Annotated in this window: 30 protein-coding genes and 2 pseudogenes; 22 read left to right on the forward strand and 10 right to left on the reverse strand. The window is 69.2% G+C overall.

All coding sequences use genetic code 11. From position 1 onward, the window contains the following. Nucleotides 1-169: 169 nt before the first annotated feature. Together ACFZAT_RS08520 and ACFZAT_RS08525 are read left to right on the forward strand one after the other, a co-directional pair. Nucleotides 170-1312 (forward strand): AAA family ATPase, encoded by a 1143-nt coding sequence (locus ACFZAT_RS08520; protein WP_391262040.1) that lies wholly within the window; start codon nucleotides 170-172, stop codon nucleotides 1310-1312. Next, nucleotides 1309-3111, forward strand: coding sequence for a hypothetical protein (locus ACFZAT_RS08525; RefSeq protein ID WP_391262043.1), 1803 nt, complete (start codon nucleotides 1309-1311; stop codon nucleotides 3109-3111). The genes ACFZAT_RS08520 and ACFZAT_RS08525 overlap by 4 nt, the downstream gene beginning before the upstream one ends. 90 nt (nucleotides 3112-3201) lie before the next feature. Here ACFZAT_RS08525 and ACFZAT_RS08530 read toward each other — a convergent pair. After that, nucleotides 3202-3291 (reverse strand): annotated as a pseudogene (locus ACFZAT_RS08530) (hypothetical protein); the annotation flags it as partial. Between the two features lie 319 nt (nucleotides 3292-3610). On the opposite strand from ACFZAT_RS08530, the gene ACFZAT_RS08535 reads away from it, so the two are divergent. Then, nucleotides 3611-4039 (forward strand): RICIN domain-containing protein, encoded by a 429-nt coding sequence (locus ACFZAT_RS08535; protein ID WP_391262046.1) that lies wholly within the window; start codon nucleotides 3611-3613, stop codon nucleotides 4037-4039. 151 nt (nucleotides 4040-4190) lie between these two features. Here the strand turns inward: ACFZAT_RS08535 and ACFZAT_RS08540 are convergent, their stop codons facing one another. Then, a complete protein-coding gene (locus ACFZAT_RS08540) occupies nucleotides 4191-4439 on the reverse strand; it encodes an acyl carrier protein (protein WP_391262049.1) in 249 nt (82 codons plus the stop codon). A 735-nt stretch (nucleotides 4440-5174) separates the two neighbouring features. Between ACFZAT_RS08540 and ACFZAT_RS08545 the strand changes: the two genes are divergently transcribed. Next, nucleotides 5175-5837, forward strand: coding sequence for a hemopexin repeat-containing protein (locus tag ACFZAT_RS08545; protein ID WP_391262053.1), 663 nt, complete (start codon nucleotides 5175-5177; stop codon nucleotides 5835-5837). A gap of 224 nt (nucleotides 5838-6061) precedes the next feature. Here the strand turns inward: ACFZAT_RS08545 and ACFZAT_RS08550 are convergent, their stop codons facing one another. The 3 genes from ACFZAT_RS08550 to ACFZAT_RS08560 all read right to left on the reverse strand — a co-directional run bounded on the left by ACFZAT_RS08550 (nucleotide 6062) and on the right by ACFZAT_RS08560 (nucleotide 7671). After that, complete coding sequence (locus ACFZAT_RS08550; RefSeq protein WP_391262056.1) at nucleotides 6062-6262, reverse strand: hypothetical protein; 201 nt, start codon at nucleotides 6260-6262, stop codon at nucleotides 6062-6064. 254 nt (nucleotides 6263-6516) lie between these two features. Beyond that, nucleotides 6517-6888: a hypothetical protein gene (locus ACFZAT_RS08555; RefSeq protein ID WP_391262058.1), complete on the reverse strand. Its 372-nt coding sequence runs from the start codon at nucleotides 6886-6888 to the stop codon at nucleotides 6517-6519. 87 nt (nucleotides 6889-6975) lie between these two features. Beyond that, nucleotides 6976-7671, reverse strand: coding sequence for a TetR family transcriptional regulator (locus ACFZAT_RS08560; RefSeq protein WP_391262061.1), 696 nt, complete (start codon nucleotides 7669-7671; stop codon nucleotides 6976-6978). Between the two features lie 100 nt (nucleotides 7672-7771). On the opposite strand from ACFZAT_RS08560, the gene ACFZAT_RS08565 reads away from it, so the two are divergent. The 6 genes from ACFZAT_RS08565 (at nucleotide 7772) to ACFZAT_RS08590 (ending at nucleotide 12575) form a co-directional block, all read left to right on the forward strand. After that, nucleotides 7772-8710 (forward strand): alcohol dehydrogenase catalytic domain-containing protein, encoded by a 939-nt coding sequence (locus ACFZAT_RS08565; RefSeq protein WP_391262064.1) that lies wholly within the window; start codon nucleotides 7772-7774, stop codon nucleotides 8708-8710. A gap of 44 nt (nucleotides 8711-8754) precedes the next feature. Next, the gene (locus ACFZAT_RS08570) at nucleotides 8755-9435 is read left to right on the forward strand and encodes an SDR family NAD(P)-dependent oxidoreductase (RefSeq protein ID WP_391262068.1); all 681 of its coding nucleotides are present in this window, start codon (nucleotides 8755-8757) and stop codon (nucleotides 9433-9435) included. 71 nt (nucleotides 9436-9506) lie between these two features. After that, complete coding sequence (locus ACFZAT_RS08575; RefSeq protein ID WP_391262071.1) at nucleotides 9507-9878, forward strand: DoxX family protein; 372 nt, start codon at nucleotides 9507-9509, stop codon at nucleotides 9876-9878. Between the two features lie 53 nt (nucleotides 9879-9931). After that, entirely contained in the window at nucleotides 9932-10849 is a 918-nt protein-coding gene (locus tag ACFZAT_RS08580; RefSeq protein ID WP_391262074.1) for a VOC family protein, read from the forward strand. Nucleotides 10850-10877: 28 nt separating this feature from the next. Then, complete coding sequence (locus tag ACFZAT_RS08585) at nucleotides 10878-11516, forward strand: NAD(P)H-binding protein (RefSeq protein WP_391262077.1); 639 nt, start codon at nucleotides 10878-10880, stop codon at nucleotides 11514-11516. A gap of 18 nt (nucleotides 11517-11534) precedes the next feature. Beyond that, nucleotides 11535-12575: an LLM class flavin-dependent oxidoreductase gene (locus tag ACFZAT_RS08590; RefSeq protein WP_391262080.1), complete on the forward strand. Its 1041-nt coding sequence runs from the start codon at nucleotides 11535-11537 to the stop codon at nucleotides 12573-12575. 66 nt (nucleotides 12576-12641) lie between these two features. Here ACFZAT_RS08590 and ACFZAT_RS08595 read toward each other — a convergent pair. The 5 genes and pseudogenes from ACFZAT_RS08595 to ACFZAT_RS08615 all read right to left on the reverse strand — a co-directional run. Continuing rightward, nucleotides 12642-12765, reverse strand: a pseudogene (locus ACFZAT_RS08595) (hypothetical protein); the annotation flags it as partial. Between the two features lie 22 nt (nucleotides 12766-12787). Further along, a complete protein-coding gene (locus tag ACFZAT_RS08600) occupies nucleotides 12788-13537 on the reverse strand; it encodes a hypothetical protein (RefSeq protein WP_391262083.1) in 750 nt (249 codons plus the stop codon). Nucleotides 13538-13615: 78 nt separating this feature from the next. Further along, complete coding sequence (locus ACFZAT_RS08605; protein WP_391262085.1) at nucleotides 13616-14023, reverse strand: hypothetical protein; 408 nt, start codon at nucleotides 14021-14023, stop codon at nucleotides 13616-13618. A gap of 1314 nt (nucleotides 14024-15337) precedes the next feature. Next, nucleotides 15338-15658: a helix-turn-helix domain-containing protein gene (locus ACFZAT_RS08610; RefSeq protein ID WP_391262748.1), complete on the reverse strand. Its 321-nt coding sequence runs from the start codon at nucleotides 15656-15658 to the stop codon at nucleotides 15338-15340. 66 nt (nucleotides 15659-15724) lie between these two features. Then, on the reverse strand, nucleotides 15725-16840 hold the full coding sequence (locus ACFZAT_RS08615; RefSeq protein WP_391262088.1) for a tyrosine-type recombinase/integrase: 1116 nt from the start codon (nucleotides 16838-16840) through the stop codon (nucleotides 15725-15727). Nucleotides 16841-17011: 171 nt separating this feature from the next. On the opposite strand from ACFZAT_RS08615, the gene ACFZAT_RS08620 reads away from it, so the two are divergent. From ACFZAT_RS08620 to ACFZAT_RS08675, 12 genes are all read left to right on the forward strand, one after another. Then, on the forward strand, nucleotides 17012-17485 hold the full coding sequence (locus ACFZAT_RS08620) for a hypothetical protein (protein ID WP_391262092.1): 474 nt from the start codon (nucleotides 17012-17014) through the stop codon (nucleotides 17483-17485). Nucleotides 17486-18659: 1174 nt separating this feature from the next. Then, nucleotides 18660-19085: a hypothetical protein gene (locus ACFZAT_RS08625; RefSeq protein ID WP_391262095.1), complete on the forward strand. Its 426-nt coding sequence runs from the start codon at nucleotides 18660-18662 to the stop codon at nucleotides 19083-19085. Further along, nucleotides 19082-19894 (forward strand): relaxase/mobilization nuclease, encoded by an 813-nt coding sequence (locus ACFZAT_RS08630; RefSeq protein WP_391262097.1) that lies wholly within the window; start codon nucleotides 19082-19084, stop codon nucleotides 19892-19894. Before ACFZAT_RS08625 ends, ACFZAT_RS08630 begins: the two co-directional genes overlap by 4 nt. 122 nt (nucleotides 19895-20016) lie before the next feature. Further along, nucleotides 20017-20601 (forward strand): hypothetical protein, encoded by a 585-nt coding sequence (locus ACFZAT_RS08635; protein WP_391262098.1) that lies wholly within the window; start codon nucleotides 20017-20019, stop codon nucleotides 20599-20601. Nucleotides 20602-20624: 23 nt separating this feature from the next. Then, a complete protein-coding gene (locus ACFZAT_RS08640) occupies nucleotides 20625-21386 on the forward strand; it encodes a hypothetical protein (protein WP_391262101.1) in 762 nt (253 codons plus the stop codon). Further along, nucleotides 21383-22141 carry a hypothetical protein gene (locus ACFZAT_RS08645; protein WP_391262103.1) on the forward strand — a complete coding sequence of 253 codons (759 nt, stop codon included), beginning with the start codon at nucleotides 21383-21385 and terminating at the stop codon, nucleotides 22139-22141. The genes ACFZAT_RS08640 and ACFZAT_RS08645 overlap by 4 nt, the downstream gene beginning before the upstream one ends. Before the next feature lie 44 nt (nucleotides 22142-22185). After that, on the forward strand, nucleotides 22186-22569 hold the full coding sequence (locus ACFZAT_RS08650) for a hypothetical protein (RefSeq protein WP_391262105.1): 384 nt from the start codon (nucleotides 22186-22188) through the stop codon (nucleotides 22567-22569). Next, nucleotides 22566-23372, forward strand: coding sequence for a DUF317 domain-containing protein (locus ACFZAT_RS08655; RefSeq protein ID WP_391262107.1), 807 nt, complete (start codon nucleotides 22566-22568; stop codon nucleotides 23370-23372). The genes ACFZAT_RS08650 and ACFZAT_RS08655 overlap by 4 nt, the downstream gene beginning before the upstream one ends. Nucleotides 23373-23468: 96 nt before the next feature. Continuing rightward, nucleotides 23469-23606, forward strand: coding sequence for a hypothetical protein (locus ACFZAT_RS08660; RefSeq protein ID WP_391262109.1), 138 nt, complete (start codon nucleotides 23469-23471; stop codon nucleotides 23604-23606). 33 nt (nucleotides 23607-23639) lie between these two features. Beyond that, nucleotides 23640-24290 carry a DUF317 domain-containing protein gene (locus ACFZAT_RS08665; RefSeq protein ID WP_391262110.1) on the forward strand — a complete coding sequence of 217 codons (651 nt, stop codon included), beginning with the start codon at nucleotides 23640-23642 and terminating at the stop codon, nucleotides 24288-24290. A 305-nt stretch (nucleotides 24291-24595) separates the two neighbouring features. Continuing rightward, entirely contained in the window at nucleotides 24596-24877 is a 282-nt protein-coding gene (locus tag ACFZAT_RS08670) for a hypothetical protein (protein WP_391262112.1), read from the forward strand. Beyond that, nucleotides 24874-25638 carry a DUF317 domain-containing protein gene (locus ACFZAT_RS08675; RefSeq protein WP_391262114.1) on the forward strand — a complete coding sequence of 255 codons (765 nt, stop codon included), beginning with the start codon at nucleotides 24874-24876 and terminating at the stop codon, nucleotides 25636-25638. Before ACFZAT_RS08670 ends, ACFZAT_RS08675 begins: the two co-directional genes overlap by 4 nt. Nucleotides 25639-25653: the final 15 nt, after the last annotated feature.

Genomic DNA, 25653 nt, shown 5'->3' on the forward strand with positions numbered 1-25653 from the left:
GCGCCACCGGCACACCCCGGTTGTCGCGGTCGCCAATGTCGCCACAGTCCATGACCCTTGCATCGCCAACTCCACTCCAACTCAGACCTGTTGAAGGACCCTCGTCTTGACCACACCTGGACCGCCTACCAGTCCAACGCGTACCAAGGGCGGTGAGCTACGGGTCAAGGTGGCCCGGCTGCTGGCCAACCGGCCAGCGGACACGCTCACCATCGGGGACATGGCCCGGCAGCTGGGCCACTCCCACGGCGCCGTCCGCAACGCCGCTCTCACCCTGGTGCGACGCGGGGAGGCCAATCAAAGCGGGACCGGACAGCCGGAGTTCCGCGCGAACGCGCAAACCGCCGCAGCCGCGCGGATCGCTGTGATCAGCCGGCCGGGCACCCATGCTCCCCGTGCCCGGGCGGCCACGGCGCGCACGACCATGCCCGCTGCACCCACGCCGAAGCAGACCGGCCCGATCCGCCGTCCGGGGGGACAGGTCTACCACCCCCGGGAGCTGGCCGATCTGCCGGATGTCGAGGCGCTCAATCGCTTGCGCGACGCCGATGTGCCGGTGCTGCTCTACGGTCCTCCGGGCACCGGCAAAACGAGTCTGGTGGAGGCCGCTTTCCCGGACCTGCTCACCGTCGCCGGTGACGGCGACACCACGGTCGGCGACTTGATCGGCGAGTACACACAGGCCGACAGCGGAGGCTACGTCTTCCAGTACGGTCCGCTGGTCACCGCGATGACCGAGGGCCGCGCCCTGCTGATCGACGACGCCACCTTGATCTCGCCGAAGGTGTTGGCGGCGCTGTATCCCGCGATGGACGGGCGCAGGCAGATCCAGGTCAAGGCCCACAAGGGCGAGACGATTAAGGCCGAGCCGGGCTTCTACGTGGTAGCGGGCCACAATCCGGGCGTCCACGGAGCGTTGTTGACCGAGGCGTTGTCGTCCCGGTTCAGCGTGCAGATCCAGATCGGCACCGACTACGACCTCGCCAAGGCGCTGAAGATCGATGCCCGGGTGGTCCGGGTCGCACAACACCTCGCCCGCCAAGTCGAGCTGGGGGAGCTGGGCTGGGCCCCCCAACTGCGAGAACTCCTCAGCTACCAGCGGACCGAGGCCGTCCTCGGCACCAAAGCCGCGCTGGCGAACCTGGTCGGCATCGCTCCTGTCGAGGATCGCGACGCCGTCGCCGACGCCGTCATCAAGACCGTCGGCGTCACGAAGGCAGAACCCCTCACCCTCGGCAAGCAGCTCCCCGCCTCAGCTGCCCGGCGGCCCCCGGGCAGCACTGTCTCCGCGCACCGGGGCCGCCTGCGATGAGCGCCCACCACCACGTCCAGCCCTCCGCCACCACCCGGGACGACGACGCCGACCTCGCACGGTGGGACGACGACGGCGCCCCGCCCGCGACGCCCCGCACCTCCCCCGCCGCGTGGCTGCGTGTGGGAGCCGAACTCGGTGACCGGCTGGTCGCCCTCTCCGGCCGCCAGGACCTCCTCGTCACCTGCCGCCCCGGCACGCGCAGCGGCGCACCCGCCGCCTACTTCCCCACGTTGGGAGAGGTCGAGTTCGACGCCAACTTGTTCGCCCCGCTGAAGTCCCACGAGATTCATCCGCGGATCGTGGGTGACGAGGAGCGGTATCCCGCTGCCTGGGGCGTCTTCGTCCACGAGGCCGCGCACGCGGCCCACTCCATCTGGACACCGCCTGCCGGAGCGGACCCCCGTGTCGTCGAGGCCGCGCTCCTGCTGGAGGAGAGCCGTGTCGAAGGCGCACACCTGATCACCCGGCCCACGGATCGCCCGTACCTGCGTACCAGTGCCCGAACCCTGGTCATGCCCGACATCGCCCACCCCACCCTCCAGGGCATCGAGCACGCCGCCGGCGTGGCGGCCCTGATCCTCGGCCGCCGTGACGTCGGCATCCTGGACGCCGGCGAGACCCGGGCCGTCGCCGACCTGTGCGAAAAAGTGCTGGGCGCCGATCTGCTGGCCACCCTCACCCGTATCTGGAGCGACGTCCACCAGTGCGCCGACCACGACGCCACGACCATGCTCGCGCACGCTCAGAAGTGGTGCGACGCTCTGGACGCCGCGACCCCCACCCGGCCCATGCCACCGGGTCTCGCCGATCTACTGTCCGGCGCCGTGCGGATCGTCATGGACAGCACGGCAGCCACCGACGCCGCCGACCATGCAGCACAGGCCGCAGCGACCACCGCCACAGCCGCGAAGTCAAAAGCCCAGACTCAGGACCGCGCCCGGCGGGCCAGCCAGCGACGCCAAGCCGCCGCCACCGCTAAGTCGGTCTTCAACACCCGAGGAACCACCGTCCACCCCAACGGCACACCGGCGCCCGACTGCACCCCGGTCACCGGTACCCGCAGGCCCACCGCCGCCGAGAAGACCGCCGCCGCCCGCCTGAGCCGCGCCCTACGCGCCGCCGCCTACCGCGAGCCGACCGAGGAACGGACCACCAGCCCCACCCCGCCCGGCCGCCTCAACATGCGCGCGGCCCTCGCCCGCGACGCCCAGCGCGCTGTGGGCGTCGCGGTCCCCACCGCGGAACCGTTCACCCACACCCGCCGACGGACTGCTCCCAGCCCACCGCTGCGTGTGGGTATCGCCGTCGATGTCTCCGGCTCCATGCGTGCCGCCTGCAAGCCCGTCGCGTCCGCCGCCTGGATCGTGGCACGGGCAGCAGCCCTGACCGACCCCGACTCCCTCACAGCCACCATCGCCTACGACAAGCACCTCACCGCACTGACCCGACCCACCCACCGAGCACCAGAGCAAGTGACCTTGTTCGACGCCAACGGCGGGAGCCACAACCTCGCCAACGCCCTGGATGCGCTCGACCACGGCCTCGAACTCAGTCGCCCCGGCACCGGCCGCCTCCTCGTGATTGTCACCGACGCCGTGTACTTCGGCGACGAAGCCGCTCAAGCCGTCACTCGCATCAAACGGCTCACGACCGCCGGCTGCGCCGTACTCCAGCTCACCCTCGACGCGGACTCCCGCCACTTGCCGGGGACCACCTTGCTGCACCTATCCAAGCCCTCCAGCGCTCCCGCCGCCATCGCCAAGGCAGCCACGGACGCCATCCGCAGGACACGCTGACGACGCAAAAGACAGAAAGCAGGAATAGCCATAGCAATTGCTGGTAAGTCGGGCTATCAGAACCTGCGGAATGACTTGCAGCTGCGGTTGTCAGTTTCCACGCGAGGCGTACATGATCACGGCCATTCCTGCGAGGCAGACGAAGGCTCCGATGCCGTCGAAGCGGTCGAGGCGGTATCCAGCTGGCTACGCCCCCACTCCGGCTCGGGTACCCAGATCAACAACCGCGGACCGCCGGAGTCCGCCCCGCTGCCACACCATCAGGCGACAACGGAGCCATCTCGCGAATCGCCCACCTCAACCCGTTTGGATGATCGGGATGCCTCCTACGCATGCACTTCGATGGGTACGGGAAGCCATCGCTCTGCACGCAAATGACATGCAAGAACAGGGAGGCCAGTGTGACAGCAACTGCCTGGGGTGCGGTCAGCTCATCCGGGAACGTGATCTGCAGTGAGGGGTTCAGTGCATGAAGCGTTCTCCTTTCATCATCGCGGCAGTGACCACCGCTCTGATGCTGGGCGCGTCACCCTCAATGGCGTCCGCCGAGGCGTCCCCGGACGGAAAATTCCAGCTTCTGCTCAGGGGCCGCTGGTGCCTCGAAGGCAATAACCTCGGCTACCGTGTCAGCTTTGATGACTGCGAGTCGTTCGACGCCACCTGGCAACAGTGGAGGTTGCAGGGCGACGACTGGTCCAAAATGCAGTTCCGGAATGTCGCAGACGATGGGTGCCTCACGGACGACAACGAGTACAGCGCGATCACCGAAACCTGCAGCGACAGCACCGCTCAGCAGTGGAAAGTCACAACCGACGTGGGCGAAGGGGGGATCCAGCTCCAGAACGTTGCGACCGGTCGCTGCTTCGCGCGAGATGCTGACTGCGACACCACCCCCCGACCGCTTAAGATCGCCAGGACCAGCTTCTGAAGGAGCTGCCCAGGACCGGCTTCCTGCGGGATCTTCGCGCTGCTCCCTGCCACCTGCCATCAGCCGACACAGGCGCCGGATCGGCGAGCCAGCCGCGCGGGCAACCAGTCGCCCGAAAGTGACTGCAGATCATTTACGGGACAGCCGTCAGCTACGACTGGCGGCGGATTTTTGCGTAGTCGATGGCAGCTTGAACGGTGCTCATCGTCAATCTGTCTGAGTCCTGGTCGGGGATCTCGATCTGGAATTCCTCTTCCAAGGCGTCCGTCAGCGCATTGACGTCCTCCATGTAGTCCGCCCCCAGATCGTCGATGAACGACTTATCGGGTGTCACCTCCTCATCCTTCACACCCAACTGCTCGGCGAAAATCTTCATTACTCGCTCCTGGGCGGTGTCCACTCCGGCCCTCTCTCGCTGACCTAACAAGAACCGGCACGAACCTGGCGCTCCCGCAGGGAAGCCGACACCTCGCGTTGCGGCCATCACCCGAATGGGGTCAACCCGAATCGTCCAGTCGCGCCGGCGAGTCGGTCTCGCAAACGACGGTTCCGCTGATCCCCGAGGCCGGACACGGGCCGCACGGCCCGCCCCACCAAGATCAAAAAGACGCCCTCCGTACGCTGTGACCGCCAAGCCCCGAACCGGAGTGCGGGCAGCGACCGGCGGCACACCACCGCCCCGCGCATGCCCCCGCGTACGCCCGGTCCCGGGCCGCGACACAGGATCCGTTCGGCCGGAGAGGGCGCGTTCCAACGGTCGGTCGCCGATAGGGGATGGCTCACGGACTGATTGCCGGCGCCGGACTGCCCGTCAGTCGCACGACCCCGTTCGAGCATGTGGATCGTGGTCCGCGGTGCTGTTCCGGGAGCGCGCCTTTCAGGACGAGTTCGCTGGGCCAGGAACCTGCCTGGGTGCTTCGCTCGTCGGTGTGCGGCCGCGGATCGCGGCGGGTACAGGGTGGCGAGAAATCGATCGCTCCATCGTGTGACCTGGGGATATTCACCGATCGGCTGCGCAAGAGTGCTCTCATGGGCGGCCAGCTTCACCGCACTGTGCCCCCCTTGCCGAACCTAGTGCCCGCCCGCAGCTGCGGGGGGCGGCTGTGGTATTCGCACCACGATGAGGGAGATGGTCATGGCGACCGACGTGCAGGACAGCTTCTACCGCCGCATCGACGCCGTTCTCAGGTCCCAGGACGACGGCCACATCGCCTGGATCTTCAAGGACGCCCACTACCTGCGCTACGACCTGAACGCGGACAAGGGCCTCACCGGCGCGAAGCCGATCGCGGGCAACTGGTCCGGGCTGCCGGACTCCTTCACCCGCGGCATCGACGCGGCGCTCAACCGCAGGGACCAGCCCGGCGTCGGCTACCTGTTCAAGGACGACCAGTACGTCCGCTGGAACCTGGAGGCGGACAAGGCCGGCGCCGACTATCCGAAGAGTATCGCGGAGGGCTGGTCGGCTCTGCCGGCACACTTCCAGCTCGGCATCGACGCCGCCGTCAGCCACCAGGACAACCCGAAGATCGCCTGGTTCTTCAAGGACGCCCAGTACGTCCGCTACGACGTCGCCGAGAACAAGCTCCTGGCCGGCCCGAAGACGATCGCCGGCAACTGGCACGGCCTGCCCGATTCCTTCAACCGCCGCATCGACGCGGCAGCCCCCCACGCCACCAACCGCAACAAGGTCTACCTGTTCAAGGACGACCAGTACGTCCGCTATGACCTGGCAGCCGACCGCACCGACTCCGGCTACCCCCTCCCCATCCGGGGCAACTGGTCCTTCTTCCAGTAAGAACCACCCGGACGCGGCCCGCTCATCACAGTCGCCACCGCCGTGCTGTGCCGTGCCGCGCCGGACAGCGTCAACGGCACACTTCCGTCCCCGAGGGAGCGGGGCGCCCTGCCGCGCAGCATTTCGCGCCGCCGGATGAACTTCGGCGGCGCGAAATGCTCAGGACTCTGTATCCGAAGGACGCATCCCCCGCCGTCGCGGCGCCGCCCTCCCGTCCGGTTCGGTCACCAGTCGACCAGGCTGCCGTCGAACTCGCCGCCGATGCAGACCGTGTTGCTGTGCGAGTCGAAGTCGAGGTGACCGCCGCCGTACTCACACTGCTTGATGGTGACGGCATCCACTGGTGCGGCTGCCGCAGCGGTGGCGCCGAGTGGGACGGCAACCACAGCGACCAGGACGGCAAGGGTTGCGAGCGTGCGGTGCATGAATCTCTCCCTGAGGACGCGCGGTTGGTTCGCCCTCTTCCTGCACCGCGTCAACTCCCCGTATGCGGAGGGTCCCGCGCACGGCTGACCCTTTACACCCGCATGGCCCAGTCCGTGCGGTAGTTGCCCAGGGAACCACGCCAGGCTGCGGAACACCAGGTCGCGGCACGCACGGCGCCAGTGCTGCATCGCCCCGGCGCGCCGGGCGGAGGCGGCCCGCCCCGCGGGCCCGATGGGCGGCATAGAGGGCCTCGTCACCGCCGCTCTCGGCAGAGGCCGAGCAGACGGCTGAAGACGAACGTGGGAATTTCAGCGGCGAGGTCCATGAGCGAGGCGTTCCTGGTGGGCCTGGGGCGGATGCCGAGCGCCTTGAGCCGGCGCGACACGCTGACCGGCTCCATCGGCCGACCGGCCCGGGAACCGGGGAACAGCCAGCGGCTCGGGCCGGGTTCGAGGCGATGAGCCTTGCCGACCGGGTGACGCACCAGTTCGCGGAGCATCCCGTCCAGCGGCGGCGGGATCTCTACCGGGTGGGTGCCCAGGCGCAGCCGCAGCGTGGTTCCATCATCGAGGACGTCGTCGCGACTGAGCGCACAGATCCGGGACGGGGGCTGCGCGAACAGCAACAGGAGCAGCCCAGCCGTGCGTTGGCCACAGGCTGCTATTGCAACTTGCGGAGTGGTCATGTCGCTGGCGGATCGGAACGCGCGGCGTCATAGGTTGTCCGACCGGACCCGAGAGAGACGGATCATCGCACGGTAGAGGGCCGCGGGTGCGGGGGCGTCCGGGAGCGGCGAGATCGGGGCAGCAGGGGTGGCGTAGGAGCGGAGCATGTAAGCGACCAGGCGTTGCCAGGTGTCGGGGGCGGCGTCGCCGGTGGCGTTGATGACGCCGGCGTTGGCCATGAGCAGGATGACGAGGTCCTGTGACGTGAAGTCGTGGCGCAGGTGTCCGGTGTCCTTGGCGCGGGCGATGAGTTCGAGGAATCCGTTGTAGGACTCGGTGCGTCGGGCTTCGAGTGCTTTGGCGGCGGGGAAGGTCATGGTCAGGACGTCGGCGAAGCCGCGGTCGGCAGCCTGCATGGCGCAGACGGCGTAGATGTAGTCGGTGAAGCCGTGCCAGGGGTCGGGGTTGGCCAGTGCCGTGGTGACGGCTTCGGCGTAGGCGTCCATTCGGTCGGCGAAGACGGCGGTGATCAGGTCTTCGCGGGTGGCGAAGCGGCGGGAGAGGGTGGCTTTGCCGACGCCGGCTTCGCGGGCGACGGCGGCCATGGAGACGCCGAGTCCTTCGGTGGCGTAGAGGCGGCGGGCGGCGGCCAGGATGCGGTCGCGGTTGCGTTCGGCGTCGATACGCAGCCCGGTTCCGGGCTGGCCGTCCGGCGTGGCGTCGGGGGCTGCGGAAGAGGTCATGCGTTCATCCTACTCAAGTGGAACGGGTGGCTCACTTGTGTTGTTACTCTGGGCAGAGTGAAACGGGTAGGCCGTTCCACTTTTATGGAAGGTGTATGCCATGCGTGCTGTCGCGCTGAATGAGGTCCCCTCCGCCCCGGCCGTGACCGACGTCGAGCCTCCCCGTCCGGAGGCGGGTGAGCTGCTGGTGAAGGTGGCCGTCTCCTCGGTGAACGGTTTCGACGCCGCGACGGCCGCCGGCTGGTTGCAGGGGATGATGGAGCACCGCTTCCCGCTGGTGGTGGGCAAGGACTTCGCCGGCACCGTCGAGGCGCTAGGTGAGGGCGTGGAGGGGTTCGCCGTCGGCGATGAGGTTTTCGGCGTGGTCATGAAGCCGTTCCTGGGCTCCGGGTCGCTCGCCGAGTACGTCACCGTGTCCGCCGGCTACGGCATCGCCCACGTCCCCGCGGGCCTGGACATCAAGGACGCCGGCGCTCTCGGCCTGGCCGGCACGGCCGCCTTCGACAGCCTGACCGCACTGAACGTCGCAAAGGACGAGACGGTGCTGGTCTCCGGCGCCACCGGCGGTGTCGGCGCGCTCGCCGTACAGCTGGCTGCCGCCCAGGGCGCCCGCGTGATCGCCACCGCCCGCCCCGGCGCGGAGAGCGACTTCGTTGCCTCCCTGACCGATGCGGATGTGGCGGTCGTGGACTTCACCGGCGACCTCGCCGCGCAGGTCCGTGCACTCGCACCCGAGGGCGTCGACACCGCGCTGCACCTGGCCGGAGACGGGGTCCAGCTCGCCGCACTGCTCAAGCCGGGCGGCCGGATCGTCTCCACGCTGGGTCTGACCCCGGAGGCCGTCACCGCACAGGACGTGAGCGTCCACGGCGTCATGGCCGAGCCCGACGCCCAGACCCTGACCACGCTGGCCGAGAAGGCCGCCTCCGGCGCGCTGCGCGTCCCGGTCACCGCGACCTTCCCGCTGGAGCAGGCCGCTGACGCGTTCGCCGCGTTCGGCGCAGGCACGCTCGGCAAGATCGCCGTCACCTGCTCCTGACCGCTGACCGTCCCCTCCCGCACCACGGAAAGAAGAACCGGATCGTGCCCACCATCGCCATCATCGGCGCCGGCCCCGGCATGGGCCTGGCCATCGCCCGCACCTTCGGCCGCCGCGGCTTCGACGTCGCGCTGATCTCCCGCACCCAGGACAAGCTCGACGCCCTGGCCAAGCAGCTCGGCACCGAGGGCATCACCGCGGAAGGCTTCACCGCCGACGTCATGGACCGCCCCTCCCTCACCGCCGCGCTTACTGCCGTCAAGGACCGTTTCGGCGCCATCGACGTCCTGGAGTACTCGCCCGCCCCGCACGCTCCGGTACCCGGCTTCACGATGGCCGCCCCCTCCGAAGCGACGGTGGAGAACCTGCAGCCGCAGATCGAGTACACCTTCTACGGGGCAGTCGAAGCCGCCCGTGCGGTGCTGCCCGCGATGCGCGAGGCCGGCGCGGGGACGCTGCTGTTCACCACCGGCGGCGGCTCGGTCGACCCCATCCCGATGCTCGGCAACGTCAACGCCGCCGGCGGGGCGCTGCGCAACTGGGTGATCAATCTGAACAAGGAGCTGGCCGGCAGCGGCGTGTACGCGGGCCACATCGCGATCGGCGTGTGGATCGGTGAGGGCGGCCCTCAGGGCATCCCTGCCGCCACGCCGGAGCAGATCGCCCCCCTGTACTGGGAGCTGCACGAGGCCCGCGACCGTGCCGAGGCCGTCTTCACAGGCTGATCACAGCCCCGCACCCGGGCGGCCCGTCCCGGACTCTCCTTTCCCTTCGTATCTCTCAAGGAACCCGCGCTGTGAATGTCTTCCTGTGGATCGTGCAGGCCGTGCTCGCGCTCATGTTCGCGATGGCCGGTGTCATGAAGTCCACCCAGCCCAAGGCCGAGCTCGCCGAGAAGCTGCCCTGGGTTGCCGACTACTCGGCCGGCACCGTCCGCTTCATCGGCGGCGTCGAGCTGGCTGCCGCCCTCGGGCTGATCCTGCCCGCCGCCACCGGCATCGCTCCGGTGCTCACCCCGCTGGCCGCCACCGGCCTGGCCGTGGTCATGGTCCTGGCGATGGTCGCCCACGCCCGCCGCAAGGAGCCGCAGGCGATCGGCTTCAACGCCGTCCTGCTGGTCCTCGCCGCTCTGGTGGCCTGGGGCCGCTTCGGCCCCTACAGCTTCTGACCCGCCCGCCCTGCTCTTCCCTCCACCTCAGCGAACCGCCAAGGAGACATCACGTGAAGATCCACGCTCTCGGCTACCTCGGTTTCGAATCCCCCCGCTACGAGGAGTGGCTGACCTTCGGGCCGGAGGTGTTCGGCCTGCAGGTCGGTGAGCGCGGCGCGGACGGCACCGTGCACCTGCGGATGGACGACCGCCACCGCCGCCTGTCGATCCACCCCGGGCAGGACGAGCGTCTGGCCTACGTCGGCTGGGAGCTGGCGGGCAAGGCCGCCTTCACCGAAGCGCTCGCCGAACTGGAGGCCAAGGGCTACAAGCCGCAGCTCGGCAGCGCGCAGGAGTGCACCGAGCGGCAGGTGCAGGGCCTGGCCCGCTTCGCCGACCCCTTCGGGTTCCCGCACGAGATCTTTTACAGCGCGACGTTCACCGCGGGCTCGTTCCTGCCGGGCAAGCCGATGGCCGGACGCTTCGTCGGCGGCGTCGACGGGGTGGGGCACGTCGTGTTCGTTGTACCCGAGATCACTGCCGAGCTGGAGGAGTTCACCACCGGCGTGCTCGGCCTGGAGCTGTTCGGCGGCTGGACGGCCACCACCCCCGACGGACGCGTGTCGGGCCCGCAGTTCTACCGCTGCAACCCGCGCACCCACTGCCTGGGCTACGTCGGCGTCCCCGGCATGAAGGGCGTGCAGCACATAGCGATCGAGTCCACCCACCTGGACGACGTCGGCCGCGCCTGGGACCTCGTGCAGGAACGCGACGACATCCCCGTCACCGTCACCCTGGGCCGGCACATGTCCGACACCCTCATCTCCTTCTACATGCGCTCGCCCACCGGCTTCGACATCGAGTTCGGCGCGAACGGCGAACTCCTGCCCGACGACTTCGTGCAGACCAACCCCTCCACCTCCGAGGCGTGGGGCCACAAGTTCGTCGCCGACGGCTGGGCCCCCACCGTCCGCCCCCTCACCCCCTGACCCCCACACCGGCAAGGAGCCACCTGTCATGCGTGTCACCGTCTTCGGCGCCACCGGCGGCATCGGCCGCCTCGTGGTCCAGCAACTGCTGGACGCCGGCCACCACGTCACCGCGCTGACCCGCAGCCCCGGCAAGCTGAACCTCACCCACGACAACCTCAGCCTGATCACCGGCGAGCTGTCCGACCGTAGCGCCGTCCAGCAGGCAGTCACCGGCGCGGACGCGGTCATCAGCGCGCTCGGTCCGTCGCTGAAGCGGTCCACCACCGGCACCCAGCTCACCGACGGCACCCGCACCATCGTCGAGGCCATGAACCAGGCGAAGGTGACCCGGTTCATCGGCCTGGCCACCCCCTCCCTCGCCGACCCTCGGGACAAACCGCACTGGAAGCACAAGGTGCTGCCCGTCATGGCCAAGCTCGCCTTCCCCAACGCCCTGGCCGAACTGACCGGCATGACACGGGCCGTCACCGGCTCCGACCTCGACTACACCATCGCTCGCATCACCAACCCCACCGACAAACCCGCCACCGGCCGCATCCGTTCCGGGTTCCTGGGCCACGACAAGGTCGGCTCCGCGATGACCCGCGCGGACATCGCCGCCTTCCTCGTCTCCCAGCTCACCGACACCCGCTACCAGCGGGCCATGCCCGCCATCAGCAACTAGAACCAGGACCGGCCAGACATGACCTTCGAACTCGGCGTCTACTCCTTCGGCAACACCCCGCGCCTCGCGGACGGCAGCCGCGGCCCCACCGCCCAGGCCGTCCGCGACGTACTGGAGGCCATCAAGCTCGCCGACGAGGTCGGTCTGGACTACTTCGGGGTGGGCGAGCACCACATGCGGACCATGCCGCTGTCCTCGCCCACCTCGATCGTCAACGCCGCCGCGGCCTCCACGAGCCGGATCAAGCTCAGTACCGCCGTCAGCGTCCTGTCCACAGACGACCCCATCCGCGTCTTCCAGCAGCTCGCCACCGCCGCCGCCCTCGCGCCCGGCCGCATCGAAACCGTCGCCGGCCGCGGATCCTCCACCATCACCTTTCCCCTCTTCGACCAGGCCGAGCACGACTACGACATGCTCTACGCCTCCAAGCTCGAACTGCTCATGGCCGTTAACGCCGGCGAGAACGTCACCTTCGACGGCCCGCACCGCACCCGCCCCCTGCACAACGCCACCGTCTTTCCCCGCCCCGAACAGCCGCTGAAGATCTGGCTCGGCACCGGCGGCAGCCCCGACTCCGTCTACCGGGCAGTCGAACTCGGCCTGCCTATGTTCCTCGGCATCCTCGGCGGCACCCCCGAACACTGGGCCCAGTACGGCCACGCCTACCGCAACGCCTGGACCCAGGCCGACCACCCCACCGAACAGGCAGACATCGCCGTCGCCGTCCACGGCTACGTCGCCGACACCAGCGAAAAGGCACGCGCCACCTACCTCGAGCACGAACACCGCATGATGGCCGAAGGCATGGCCGAACTCGGACGCCCCGCCCCACCCCGCGCCGACCGCTCCGCCGCCCTCGGGCCCAACGGCATGGTCTTCGCCGGCAGCCCCGACGAGATCACCGACCGCATCCTCAATCTGCACCAACTCCTCGGCCACAGCCGCCAGATTCTCCAGATGGACGTCGGCGGCATGCCCCAACGCGACTACCTGCACGCCATCGAACTCCTCGGCACCAAGGTCTTGCCTCAGATCCGAGCCGAGCTGGCACAACCCTGATGAGCAGTTCAGCCACGTGGTCAGCCGGCCGCCAGGCAGCGGAGATGGACACACCGCTGCCGACGTTCAGTTGCCGCACGGGACAAACATGATCACGACCACTCCCGCGAGGCAGACCAGGGCGCCGATGATGTCGAAGCGGTCAGGCCGGAAGTCGTGCGGCGACCAACCCCCAGACGATCGAAACGGCGTCCGGATGCGGAGCAACCGGGTCACGGCACTCGCGGCACCCGCGCTGTATCAGCATGGGTCGCCGGGCGGGCACCGCGGACGCGGTGGGCTGCATAGGGAGCGTCGTCGCCACCCGTCTCGGCCATCCAGTTCGCGGCGGTCTGTTCGCTGAAGCCGAGCAGGCGGCTGAAGACGATGGCGGGAAGCTCAGAGGCCAGGTCCATGAGCGAGGCGTTCCTGGTGGGCCTGGGGCGGATGCCGAGCGCCTTGAGCCTGCGCGACACGCTGACCGGCTCCATCGGCCGACCGGCCCGGGAGCCGGGGAACAGCCAGCGGCTCGGGCCGGGTTCGAGGCGATGAGCCTTGCCGACCGGGTGACGCACCAGTTCGCGGAGCATCCCGTCCAGCGGCGGCGGGATCTCTACCGGGTGGGTGCCCAGGCGCAGGCGCAGCGTGGTTCCATCATCGAGGACGTCGTCGCGACTGAGCGCACAGATCCGGGACGGGGGCTGCGCGAACAGCAACAGGAGCAGCCCAGCCGTGCGGTCGCGGACCTCGATGCCGGGTCCGTTCACGAGCCGGTGCACCAGTCGCCAGCGGGTGTCGGAGGCGATGATGTCGGCGGCGAGCGAGCTGGTGTAGAACGGGGCTGTCAGGGCCCGGCTGTGCTGGTGGCGGCTGGTCCAGTGCAAGAAGGACCGGATCCGCAGGCGCTCGACCGGGCCCGTGGCGAGGTAGGCGTCGATGTGGCCCTGCGTACACGCGGCGAGACTGCTGCCCTGTGCGGGCAACCATTCCAGCAGACGAACGACAGAGCGGATCTCCTGCCGGATCCCGCAGGCTTGCCCAGGGCTGGTGTGCGCGGCCTGTCAGTGCAGGCGGCGCAACGGCTGCCAGCGAGCCCACCGCTCCACGACCCGTCTCTCCCCCGCATCGGGGAGACGGCCCAAAACCTTCGGCAGCCACCGTTCAATCCGGGCGAGCTGTTCGTCGCGGACGGCCAGGACTCCGTGCGCGACAAAGAGCGCGCGCAGATGGTCGGCAACGTGTCCGTCGGCCACGGTGTCCAGGCTCTGGTGCGTCACCGGGCCCGTCGCGGTCGCCAGCGCCCGGAAGGCAGCGCGGCGGGCCGGCGTCTTGTACACCCACCGCAGGACGGTGCGGGCATCGAGCGCGTGGAGCGTGTCGACGACGCCCTGCAGTTCGGGCCGCACCTGACCGTCGGGGCTGGCGAAGACTTCGCGCAGACTCCGGTCGCGCGCACAGTTCGGGCACATGCCCCGGTGGAAGAGGCGGACGACAACACCACAGCGTAGGCAGGGCTTCTTCGCGCTGGGGTGCTTGGTCCAGCACGTCTGGCACAGCCGCCGCCCACTCGGAAGAAGCGCGGAGATCCGGTAGGTCTTCCCGCAGCCGTCGCACGGTGAAGGCGGGGTGCCGCAGGTTGCACACAGGGGTTCCCCCTCTGCGGTGCGGTTGTTGACTCGGCGGAGCTGGCCGCACCGCACGCATACAGCCTGATGCCGGGTCTTGGCCGTACATGGCTGGCAGCGCGGAGTTGCGGTCGATGCGAACCAGCACGGCCTCCAGGCCCCGCAGGTTGCACACAGGGCGTAGGGGTTGGTGCAGCATGCCGGGCACAGTCCGCCGCCCTCGGCCGTACGCCGGCGGCGGATGCGGGTCTCACCGCACCCGTCACAGCGCCGGTGATGCAGCGGATCCGACTGACGGCAGGAGACACACACGGCCCTGCCCTCACCGTCGTGGCCGCCGACGGGCCGGTCCCGGCCGCAGCGGGCGCACCGGGCCGTCCGGCTCTTGGTCCAGCAGTGCAAGCAGCAGCGGATCCCTTCGCGCAAGCTGACCAGGTTGGTGCTTGCGTTGCACCACGGGCAGAGCGGAATGACCACGCCCCTCGCACCACGATCGACCAGGATCTTCGCCAGAGCGGAGACCGACTGCGGGCCGTGGGCGCCCGCGCCCGTCAGTAGATCGGGGCGATCCGACAGCGCCCACCACAAGCGTAGTTGCCCCGCCCGGCTCCGCTCCACCTGCCTTACCGCATCCTCCAGCACGACACGCTGCAGGCCCGTGGACGCGGCGAGCAATCCCGAGATCTCACGGACCGGTTCGACGTCCTGGTCGGGCAGGTGCTTGCGACACCGCGGACGTCCCTCCCGGTCTCGGCCGCGGAAGTCGCGTCGGCCGCACTCGACACAGCGGCGGTCCTCGATCCGGCTGCGGTTATAACACGAGCCGCAGATGCGCCCGCTGGGGCACGTAGCCGTGAGAGGCCGCTGGCGCCCGCACTCGGCGCAACTCGGGACCACCAGCCCTGTGGCGCCGCCCTCGACGAGGGCCCGGATCAGCCGCTCCACAAGGCGCGGCACCTGCGGCAGACCCGAGGTCAGCAGCGATGGGTCGGACTCCAGCATCCGGGCGAGCTCGCGCCGCTGCGGACGTTGACGGAACACCCTCTCCATCGCAGCGGTCACCGCCTGTGGCATGCAGGACGGATCGACCTTACCGACCACCCCGGCTACGACCGCTTCGGGCTCCGACTGCCACCGCGGCAGCTCCACTTCGGTCACCTACTTCGCCGGCCCGTCCTCGGGCTGCGGCAGAACACGCGCCCGTCGGGGGCGGAACTCCCCCACCCCCGCCCCGCCAGTCCGGTCCGAACTCTCCTGGCCGGCTGCCCGGCGGGAAGCCGGCGCCTGCACCGACACGGGCTCGATCAGCTCCTCCATCCGGCAGCCCAGGATGTCCAGCAAGGCCATCAGCACCGCCAGGTTCATCCGCTCGGGCCGCTCCGTCACCAGCCGGTAGACCTGCGAAGGCGACAAGTCGATCCCCCGCTCGGCCAGCAGCGGACGCAAGTCGGTAGTAGCGAACATGCCTCGCATCGCCATCACCTCCCGCAGATGCCACCGGTAGTCCAACTTCCGCACCGTGTCCCCTCTCCCAGTCGCCGCCGACTACTGCACCGGGCTCAAGGCCCGGTCCAGCATCCGTCGCATCATCGCGTTCATGAAGTCCCCGCTCACCCCGGTGTACAGGGCTGTCGTCGACGCGTAGCGGTGACCGACCTGACGCTGCACGAACGCCGGGTCGGCACCGTCCTCGATCTGGTGTGTGACGTGGCTGTGCCGCAGGCAGTGCGGCACCAGATCCCCATCCAGACCCAGCGCATCACGATAGGAAGCGAACCGATCCTCGATCTCTCTGGGCTGCAGCCGCCCGCCCCGCTCGGTCAGCCACAGCGCCGGATGGTCCGCCGCCCTCGCGTACCGCGGCCGGACGTTCACCACGTAGTCGGCCACCGCCTCCACCGCCCAGGGCATCACCGACAAGGTCGTGCGCCGCCGCCACGGCGATCCCTTCGTGCGCTTTCCGTACCGCACGTGCAGTGAGCCGAAAGCCCCCAGCTCCGGTGCCGCGGCATTGCGGTAGAAGTCGACCGTGTCCAGGCGCGATGTCTCCGTGCACCGGCTGCCCCACCCGTACATGACCTTGAAGACCGTCGCGTCCCGGTACGCCGCCAACGCGCCCTTCCGGCCCAGGCGCACGGCCCGCTCGACCTGGTTGTCGGCGTAGTCGAAGAAGGTCTGCAGCTCGGCCCGTGTCATCGGTCGACGTCCTGGCCGGCCTTCACACTCCACCAGGTGAGCCACGGTGTTCCACTCGTGGCAGATCTGCACCGGGTGCGTCCCGAAGCGCTCTTCGCACTCGGCGGGCCACTGGTAGTGCGGAGAGGTGGCGTAGTCGCAGAACAGTCGGATCGCGCCCTGGTAACTGCGGATCGTCGACTCGGCCCGTCGTGCGACGCCGATGAGATGCGTCATCCAGTCGTCGAGATCCGACGCAGCCCACTGCCACGGGTAGGCGTTCGTGAACTCCGCGAACCGCTCCACCACCCTGATCCGGTCACCGATCGTCTTCGGCTGTAGACGCCGTCCACCGCGCTGCTGACGTGTCCATCCCTCCAGCATCGCCTCGAAGACTGCGTCCTCGGGACGCAGCAGAGACACCCCCTGCAGCAGCACCAGCCGCGCTGACGCGTCCCCGGGACCGCCACCAAGCACCTCGGCCACCTCCGTCCGCCGCGTGAATCATGCATCCAATGCACGAAGCTCCGCAACGATGCAGCTCAACATCCCACCCCCTACAGAAAGTCTCTCGATTTGAAGCCGCAGAACAACCGCCCGACCTCGAACGCAACGCCCGTTAAACGGAATTACCCGGGAGTCCGTACACAGTGGACCGTGGAGCACACCTGCTCCCACCAGGTCGTTCATGACCTGTCCGGCCGCCCGGCCGACAAGCGGGCCGGCTTCGCACGCTGGCTCGCGGCGAAGGACTGCACCTCCTGCTGGAAGGCAGCACGCGACGCCGACACCGGCTCGAAGGAGCAGTGGCTCGCGGCCAAGCGGGCCGCCGAGCAGGAGAAGGCCACCGCGTGGGCGAAGCAGTACGACATGCCGCCGCTCGAAGGCCCGGAGAAGACCCTGGCCTGGGGCGAGCGCTCCCGCCACCAGCTGATGACCGCTGCGCACAACGCGCTCGTCCTGGAGGGAAGCTGGGACGACGACGACTGGCAGAAGCTGGAGGAGAGGGCCCGAAAAATCGGTCGAGCAGGTTGGTGGATCGACCAGAGGGACGCAGAAGGTTCTGACCTGGAGGAACTCCTGGACGCCGCCACCGAGCAGGATCACGGGACAGAGAACCCCTTCTGCTGACCTTCACTCGGAATTGATCGGCCATCACCCATCTGGGTGCCCGCTCGCCAGCCGTCCAACGGAGCTCCTCTCCGGAGCCGATGACCGTACGCGCACCGCGACGCCTAACGCACAGGCCCGCACACCCCACAGGAGTGCCGTCCTCCTGCCGATCCTCGCGAACCTCTGCATCCCGGAAATCACGCCTTGAGTATGTTGCCGACACACCCAGATGGCAGCAGCCCGGAAATTCCGTCACAACATACTGACCGACAATGCGCGGGGCAGATTTACGGCCAATTCCCGAGGAACAATTACGGGACCGGCGAATGCAGATACGCCAAGCGTCAAGGATCACGAAAGTCAAATGTCGATGGTGTACAGTCTTAATAGACATCCACATTGGGGCCGGGACCCGCCACTGCCTGCAAGCTTCGACGGGCCCCGACCGAGCGGGACGTGGATGCGCAGGCAGGGGTCCACATACGTGGGCCCCTGCCTTCACACCCTGGTCAGAGCAGCCACGACTCGATCGTGTACGCGACCTGCACGACGACCAGAACAAGCTGGCCCACGAGGACTACAGTCCTCAATCGGTGCCGCAGACACGCCCACCGTCGACGCATCGACTGCCGTGGCGTTTGTTGACCAGGTTCCTGCACGTCCATCACCCCCTTCCCTCACTGGAAAGGCGGACAGGACGGCCTCAGAGTATCACCTGAAAATGCAGTCGACTTGCCGACTTGCCCCAACACGGTTACTCAAATGTACCCGCACAGGGGGTTTGGGTTGATGCTTAATTCTATGAATCAGAGCAGGCTTCCAACAGGAGAAAGGATTACCACCTCCGGGCCGGTTTTCGCAGGTCACGAACTGTGGTCCCCGCCAGGCAGGGTTGTTCCGCCTGCCGTCGCGTCAGCGGCCTGGAGAGAGTGCTCCTTACGGGCCGCAGGCGGCGATCTACAGCGTGCCCCACCTTCGCCGGGCTGATGGGCGGGCGCAGATGAGCGAGCGATCTGAAGCTTCGTGCACCATCAGGCGTGCACAACGAGCAGAGCCTTCATGAGAGTTCGCCCATCAGGCAAGCTATGGGGGAGGCGAAGCGCCGGGAATATACCCGGCAGTCGCCGGTTAGCCAAACCGGCGTTCCTCCGGACTATTGATGCTCCCACCCCGCCACCTGCGGAAGGACCTCATGTCCCAGCCCCCTCGCACCTCGGCGTTCGCGCCGACACCCGACCCGCTCACCCCCGAGCGGCACATCACGCACCAGCACTTCCAGGCCGGTGACACCGTCGTCGTCCTCAAGGGGGTCGCCGGCGGTGAACTGTGGGGCGACTCGATGCGCGTCGTCGCCCCGTCCTGGCACACCCCGACCGACGAGGACGGGTGGCGTGTGCGGGACGCGACCGGCGGAGCCCAGTCCTACGTCACCGCCCACCCCCGCTACCTCGTGCACCTCGCCCGTCGCTGCCCCGACTGCGTGATCCACCTCCGGGCCATGGAAGAGGCGCTGCTACCGCGATTCACCGGCCGGGAGGAACTGATCGACTGCGGCTGGTACACCACCACCGCCCTGGGCCAGCTCGTACACATCGCAGACGCCCGGGGTGGCCGGTGATCCCCCATCTGTACGCCCGCGTGCACATGCCGAACGGCCCGGTGTATATGGCACTTGGGCAGTGGGCTTCCTCCCTCGATTCGCTGCCGGAGCATGTAGTCGTGGCCGCCTGGCCGGGACTGGACCGTTACACCCTGGCCGGAGAACAGTGGACCTGGACGGCCGGGCAGTGGATCGAGCACCTGCAAGATCCCTACCTGGAGCACCCGTTCGCGTCGAGCCCGGACGGTGACCGGCATGCGATCTTGCACCTCGAAGTCAGTCTCGCCCCCGGCTGCCGCAAGCTGACCCGACACGAGTGGGCCGAGATCGCTCACCGTCTCGCGCGAACCGCCACGATCGAGATCCCCGCCCATCAGGGGCAGGGCGCCCGGTGGGTCGCCTTCCAGGCGCTTCCCGGACGCCTGGATCTAATCGCCAACCTCATCACCGTGGATGGCACCTGGCATTCCCCGCCCGAGGATGTTCTGGACCGGCTGGATGCCGAGGCACGCCGCATCCAACAGGAACTCGATCTGGTCCCGCCCCGCACTGCGCGGCCGGTGCCCACCGCGACGGCACAGCTCGCGAGCGTCCTGACACAGCTCGCCGACGAGCACAATGGCCCGCTTGCCGCAGTCCGGGGGCTCGTCGAACACGCCGCCCACCGGACCGGCCCGGGTACCGACGCAACGCACCGCCTGGCTTGGATCGCCCGCCGTGTCCACTCCATTCAGCAGGACCTAGAGCGCACCGCTGCCGTGATGGGCCACCCTCCGTCGGCCGTCGTACCGCCCTCCGTCGGCCGTCCCAGCCGGCGATCACCTTAGGAGAATCGTTCCTGCCTCGTACTAACCGCTGTGTGGTAATCCGCCGCGATCCGGACTCTGAGGAACTCCTCGCCCGTGACGGCGACGCACAAGCGCACAGCATCCTTCAACGGGCTGGTTTCGTGCCCGTCGTACGCGTTCACGAGAGCTATCACCGCGTCCCCACCGGTCTGGCCGCCAAGGACGAGGACCGTCTGGCCACCGGAGCTGTCGCCCGTCTCCGGGCGCAGGGGTACCACGTGATCTGCGACACCGAATTCGACACCCGCCACCGGCCGGCCAGCTATCTGCCGCCCAGTTCCTCCGTCGCTCACCTTGCCGACCTCATTGGTGAGGCCACCACCACGGACGAGGCGGCCGAGGCCCTCACCGAGCTGGTCGCTCCCCATGACGGTGTCCTCGCCGCGGTCGAGGAAGTCCTCATCGCAACCGCCTGCTTCTACGACGGGCTCGGTGAACCACCCGACCCGCACATCGCCCGGCGGCTGCGCTACCTCGCCGACGAGGTCCTCCGCATCATCCACACCGACCTCTCCCATACCCGCAACGACCTCGCCGACCGGCACGCCCCGCACCCGGGCCGCAGCACCTGCGCACAGGAGGTCCCGGCCAACGAGCACGAGCGTTCCGCCGTGTGTGCCTGCCCGCCCCCGCCGCGCATGCTCCCGGTCCCGCCGCCCCCGGTGGCCGTCGGCCGGCGTCGCTGACTCCCATACCGCCCAAGGACACCATGCACAACGACCACGACATCTCCGATCGCCTCGCCTCGTACGCCGACGTCCTCGCCGGAGAACTCCCCGGCGCCTGGACCAGCTCCCTTGTCCCGGCGGACGCCAAGGACGACCTCGCCGAACTCGCCGACCGGATCTGGGACCTGGACCTGGTCGCCGCCTCCCTCGCCGAACACCCGCTCCAGCAGGCGGCCCTCCTTACCCGCCCGGACGGTGCCCAGCTCGTCCTTCTGGACCGGCACGACGAACGCGAAGGGTTCCTCATCGCCGCCGTCGCCCCGCGCGCCCTGCCCGACGAGGCGTACCGCGCCGTCCCCGAGCCCAACGGAATAGCCTTGGCCGACGACCCGTTCCTGAGCGCGGAACAGGTTGCCGGCGATCTCCTCGCCCGCTACGACACTGCGCTCGCCCAGGTCCGCACCACCGTCCTCGGCGGCATCCAGCCCTCGCAGGCGGACCGAGTTGTTCTGACCTGGCAGGTGGACGGCAGCGTCGCCACAGCGCCCGTCGATCACCGCGCCGGTGAGATCCTCCTGGCCCACGGCTTCGTCCAGGACCCGCAGGACGGCATTTACCGCCTCCGCGGCGACGACACCCACGCCCAGGCCCGCGCCCTGCGCGAGATCGGTCCTCAACTGGAGGCGATCGGCATCGGGATCGGTCTGCAGCACTCTGCGGGCCGGACCGCAACCACCGCCGTCCCGGCGTCCGCCCCGCCGGCTCCGGCGGGCGCCCGCACCCCGTCGGTGCGCGGACGATGAGGCAGAAGGAGCCCGAGTTCTACGCGCTGGAGTACGTGACCATCACCAAGGAGCCCCGCACCGGCCTGGTCCTCGCGATAGGCGGCGCCGACGAGGTCGCGGACATCCTCCAGCGCGCGGGCGGCTTCCTGTCCGCTCCCGGTCCTCGCGGGCCCTATCACCGGCTTCCGCTCGGGCTTCCCGTCGAGCAGCAGCGGCTGAAGGCGACCGCCGCCTCGCACGCGCTGCTCGCCGCCGGGTATCGCGTGCACCTCGACCCGGCCCTCAACGCGCTGGCCACGCCAGACGGCGACCGTGATGCCGCGCTGCGCTACCTGGCCCATCTCGCCGAGCGCGCCGCCGGCGCCAAGACCAGCAGTCAGGTGGCCGACGCGCTGACCGAGATCTGCGCCCCGGAAACCGGACTGCTGACCCTCACCAGGGAAGTCGTCGTCCGCGCCTATCTCGCCGCCGGTGAAGCCCAGCCCGTCTCCCCCACGGTGGAGCCCGATTCCATCGCCCGGCTTACGGACATCGCCGACTCGCTGACCAGGGCCACCCAAGTGGTCGGCCACGTCCGCGATCACGCCGCCAGCCACAGCACCCCCGTCCCCGGAGAACCCCGTACGACGCCGAACTCCCCCGCCCATCAGCACGCGGATCAAACCGCGGCTGGCGACCGCCAGGTTCCGGCACTACCTGCGCACCTGCGTCCTGACCGGCCCCGACCGCACGTCCCTGCTGGCGGGCGCCCGGCCGGAGGCCGTCCTCGCTGAAACACGGCACCACCGCCCTCACCCGTCCATCGTCCCGCAGGAGCATGTCCCACCCCGTCCCCTACCCGATAGGGCTGGCGAACGAGATCACGCGGCAAATCCATCTGCTCGCTGACCACGTCGCCCAGCTCCCTCCTCACCAAGCGACGCAGGTCATCGCTCGCGTCCTCGACCCGGACGACGGCCTGCTCGACGGCGTCACCGGACTCCTCTCCGTGAGCAGCACGTTCGCCAAGGGCCAGGCCGAGCGCGGTGTGCTTCCAGCCGAAGTGTGGCTCGCTCTGGGCCGGGCGACCCACGACCTCGACGCCATCGGCGGAGACCTCGACGAACACCGCACCTCCCTGAGGCGTCTCGGCACGGAGCACGCAACCGGATCGGCAACACCCCCGACACCCGCACCGCTCGTCGTCCGGAGGCACCGATGACCCGGAAGAGGCAGAGGCAGCAGGGCTGGGGCTCCGAGCAGCCCGAGCAGCACTACCTCGTCCAGCCCCGAACCGTCGCCGGGGGCGGCGACATCCGGCACATCTCCGAATACCTGCGCGCGTCAGGATGGCGGGACAGGTCCACGAAGCGCGGCCCGTTGATCATGGAGAGCCCGGACCGCACCCTCCGCGTCGCCTACGACCCCCACGGTCAGCCCGGCGGATGGACCATCCACGGCAAAGCCACCAGGTCCACACAGGAGTGGTCGGCCCACCTGGGCCGGCAGACCCCCGTGGAGATCGTCGCCGGCCTCACCGACGCCCTCCCGCTTCCTCGCTCCGCCCACGCCCCGAACGTCTGGGCGCCGCTGGCCGAAGGCAACTGGAACGCGCGCTTCGAGGGCACCAGCTATGCGGCGACCAGCCCGGACGGCGCCGCATGGGTGCAGTACCGCCAGGAGGCCGACGGGACAGCGCTGTGGTGGACCGGAGCCAACGACACCCAGGGCAACAGCTGGACCGGCGCCTTCACGCCGACCACACCGCTGCACGTGGTCCAAGCCTTCACCGCGCAACTCGCCTCCCCGGAACCAGTGATGCGCCCTCGGGGGCGCGTCCCGCACAGCTCGAAGATCCGCACCTGGTCGGTCAGTGTCACACCGTCCCAGCTCGGCGCCTGGCAGCAGGCCCGCATCAACGCCGCACGCGCCGCCACCTGGGCCCGTAACTCCGCTCGATCGGCCCGGCCTTCCACCTCGGCACCGCCCTACGCCCACGCCGGCGGGGCCCGCACCCGACGCTGATCCCGGCGCCGGCCATCACAGGAGGCCCGTGCCCCACCTCGTACTCGACCACACCCTCCGCCGCAGGCCGGGTCTCACCGAGCCGGAGCCTGCCCGATGCCGCTGACCGAGCGGCTGCATGCCGCGTTCGCGCGCACGCACGCTACGCAACTCCTGCACGACACCAGTCCGCGTCACCTCGCCGGCCCCGGGGACGCCCGCCACGTCACCCACGGCCTGGCCGCCGCCGGATGAACCCGCACGTCCGACCCGCTCAGCCCCGAGATCGTGCTCCGTAGCCCGGACCACCGGTACACCATGCAGTTCGATCCGCAGTCCGCCACCGGCGCATGGTGGCGGCTCACAGCCGAACCCGCCGGCCCCGAGCCCGGCTGGTACGCCGAGTTCTGCGAACTCGTACCCGCCGAAATCCTGTCTCGATTCACCGACGCCCTCGTCCTCCCCGTCCCCGACGAGAGCCCCGTCGATCCCTTCCAGATCCTGGGGTGGGAAGGATGGGTCATCGAGTCATCCAGCGCCGCTCACTCCCTCGACGCAATGTGCCACGTCCGCCGCCCGACAGAGGCCGGTACGTGGACGTGGGAGGCGTCGTGGCGGGTGGACATCTGCTCGCCGGGCCACGGGACCCCCATGGGCCCGTCGATCTGGCACGCGGTCCTGCCCGACGCGGTCCCAGCGCACCTGATCGGCGCGTTCATCACCGCCCTTGCTGATCCCGAGCCGCTCCAGCGTGGCATGTATGAGCGGCTCGGTCACCACAGCGCCGTACACGTACGCAGCCAGGTTCGTCCGGAGCAGGTGGTCGACGACCACGCCTCGCGTCTCCGGAAGATCCGGGCCCGCGCGCGGTTGGCCCGCCGCCAGCAGGGAGCCCCCGTAACGAGCCCCTCGCCCAGCCGCCGGGCCCACCGCCGCTGAACAGATATGAACGGAGATCCACCATCACCTTCGATCACCGCGCACACCGTGAACTCCTCGGCCGTCTCAGCACCTACCTGAAGGGCAGCCAGAGGATCCTCGACGCATGGAATGCGTACTCCGACGAGCACACCGACCTGGACGGCTGGCCCCACGACAGCCACGCCTACGGCCTGCGCGCCAGCCAGCGCGACGCCGAAACCCACACCGCGTTCGAACCTCTCCGCGACGGGGCCCGTCACCTCCTCGGCACGGCCGAGACACAGCTGACCCTGCTGCCAGAAGGCCAGGTACAAAGCCGCTGGGTGTACCAGCTCGGCCTTCTCACCAAAGCCCTCGACCGGCTCGACGAGCTGGACCAGCAGTGGCTGGAAACGCAGGACTCCCTCTCCTCCGTGACGCCCGGCACCCCGGCGTACGAGGACGCGCTCGCCGAATATCACGCCGAGGAGTGGGATGCCTTCGACGACTGGACCACCCACGGCAAGGTGATCCTCGAAGTCAACGCGGCTGCCCGCAAGGCCCCTTCACCTCTGGCACCCCGCCCGGTCCTCGCCCCCGTTCCTCGAAGCCGGGCACGCGCATGAACACCGTGCCCGGGACCGTCGAGGTCACGTACGTCGCCCCGCGCCACCTCGCCGGCGGCGGCGACCCCGCCTGGATCACCGTCCCTCTGCACCGCGCGTGCGGCTGGAGCCACGGCAACGACCCGCTCATGCCCCGTGTCCTTCTCTCCAGCCCCGACCAAACGGCGTTCCTGCGCCTGGAGCCCGACCCGGGCGGCCAGTGGTGGAAGCTCCTCCACGCGGCCGGGCGCGACCAGCCCGCCTGGTACGCCAGCTTCGGCGGCCACACTCCGGTCGAACTGATCGCCGCGGTCACCGATACGCTCACCGACCCTGCGCCCACGAGTGTCCCGTCCAATCCGTACGATCCGCTCGCTGAGGCGGGCTGGATCCCGGTAGACGGCCGTCAGGCGTACATCTCCCCCGACGACACCGTACGAGTGGAGCGGATCAGCGCCAGCGGATCATGGCACATCACCGTGTCCGTGGACGACCGGCCGATCTGGGCGGCCCGCTTCCACGAGCACACCCCCGTACAGATGATCACGCAGTTCACCACGGCGCTCGCCGATACCGAGCCCCTCTGGCGTACGGACGGCGTGGACAGAATGCCGACCCTCAACCCTGCCCTCGTGAACCGGCGATTCCTCGACGCGCCCGTCGCCTACGTCGCCGCGGCGCTGGAAGAACGCGTCGAAGCCCTCGCAGCCCGAGTCCCCGCACCGTCAGCGAATCAGCACCCCTCACCGCCGGCACCGCGCACAAGCCCTCGCCGCCGCTGACCGCCTCGTCCGCTC

The organism is Streptomyces sp. NPDC008163 (assembly GCF_042956885.1).
GTDB lineage: Bacteria > Actinomycetota > Actinomycetes > Streptomycetales > Streptomycetaceae > Streptomyces > Streptomyces drozdowiczii_A.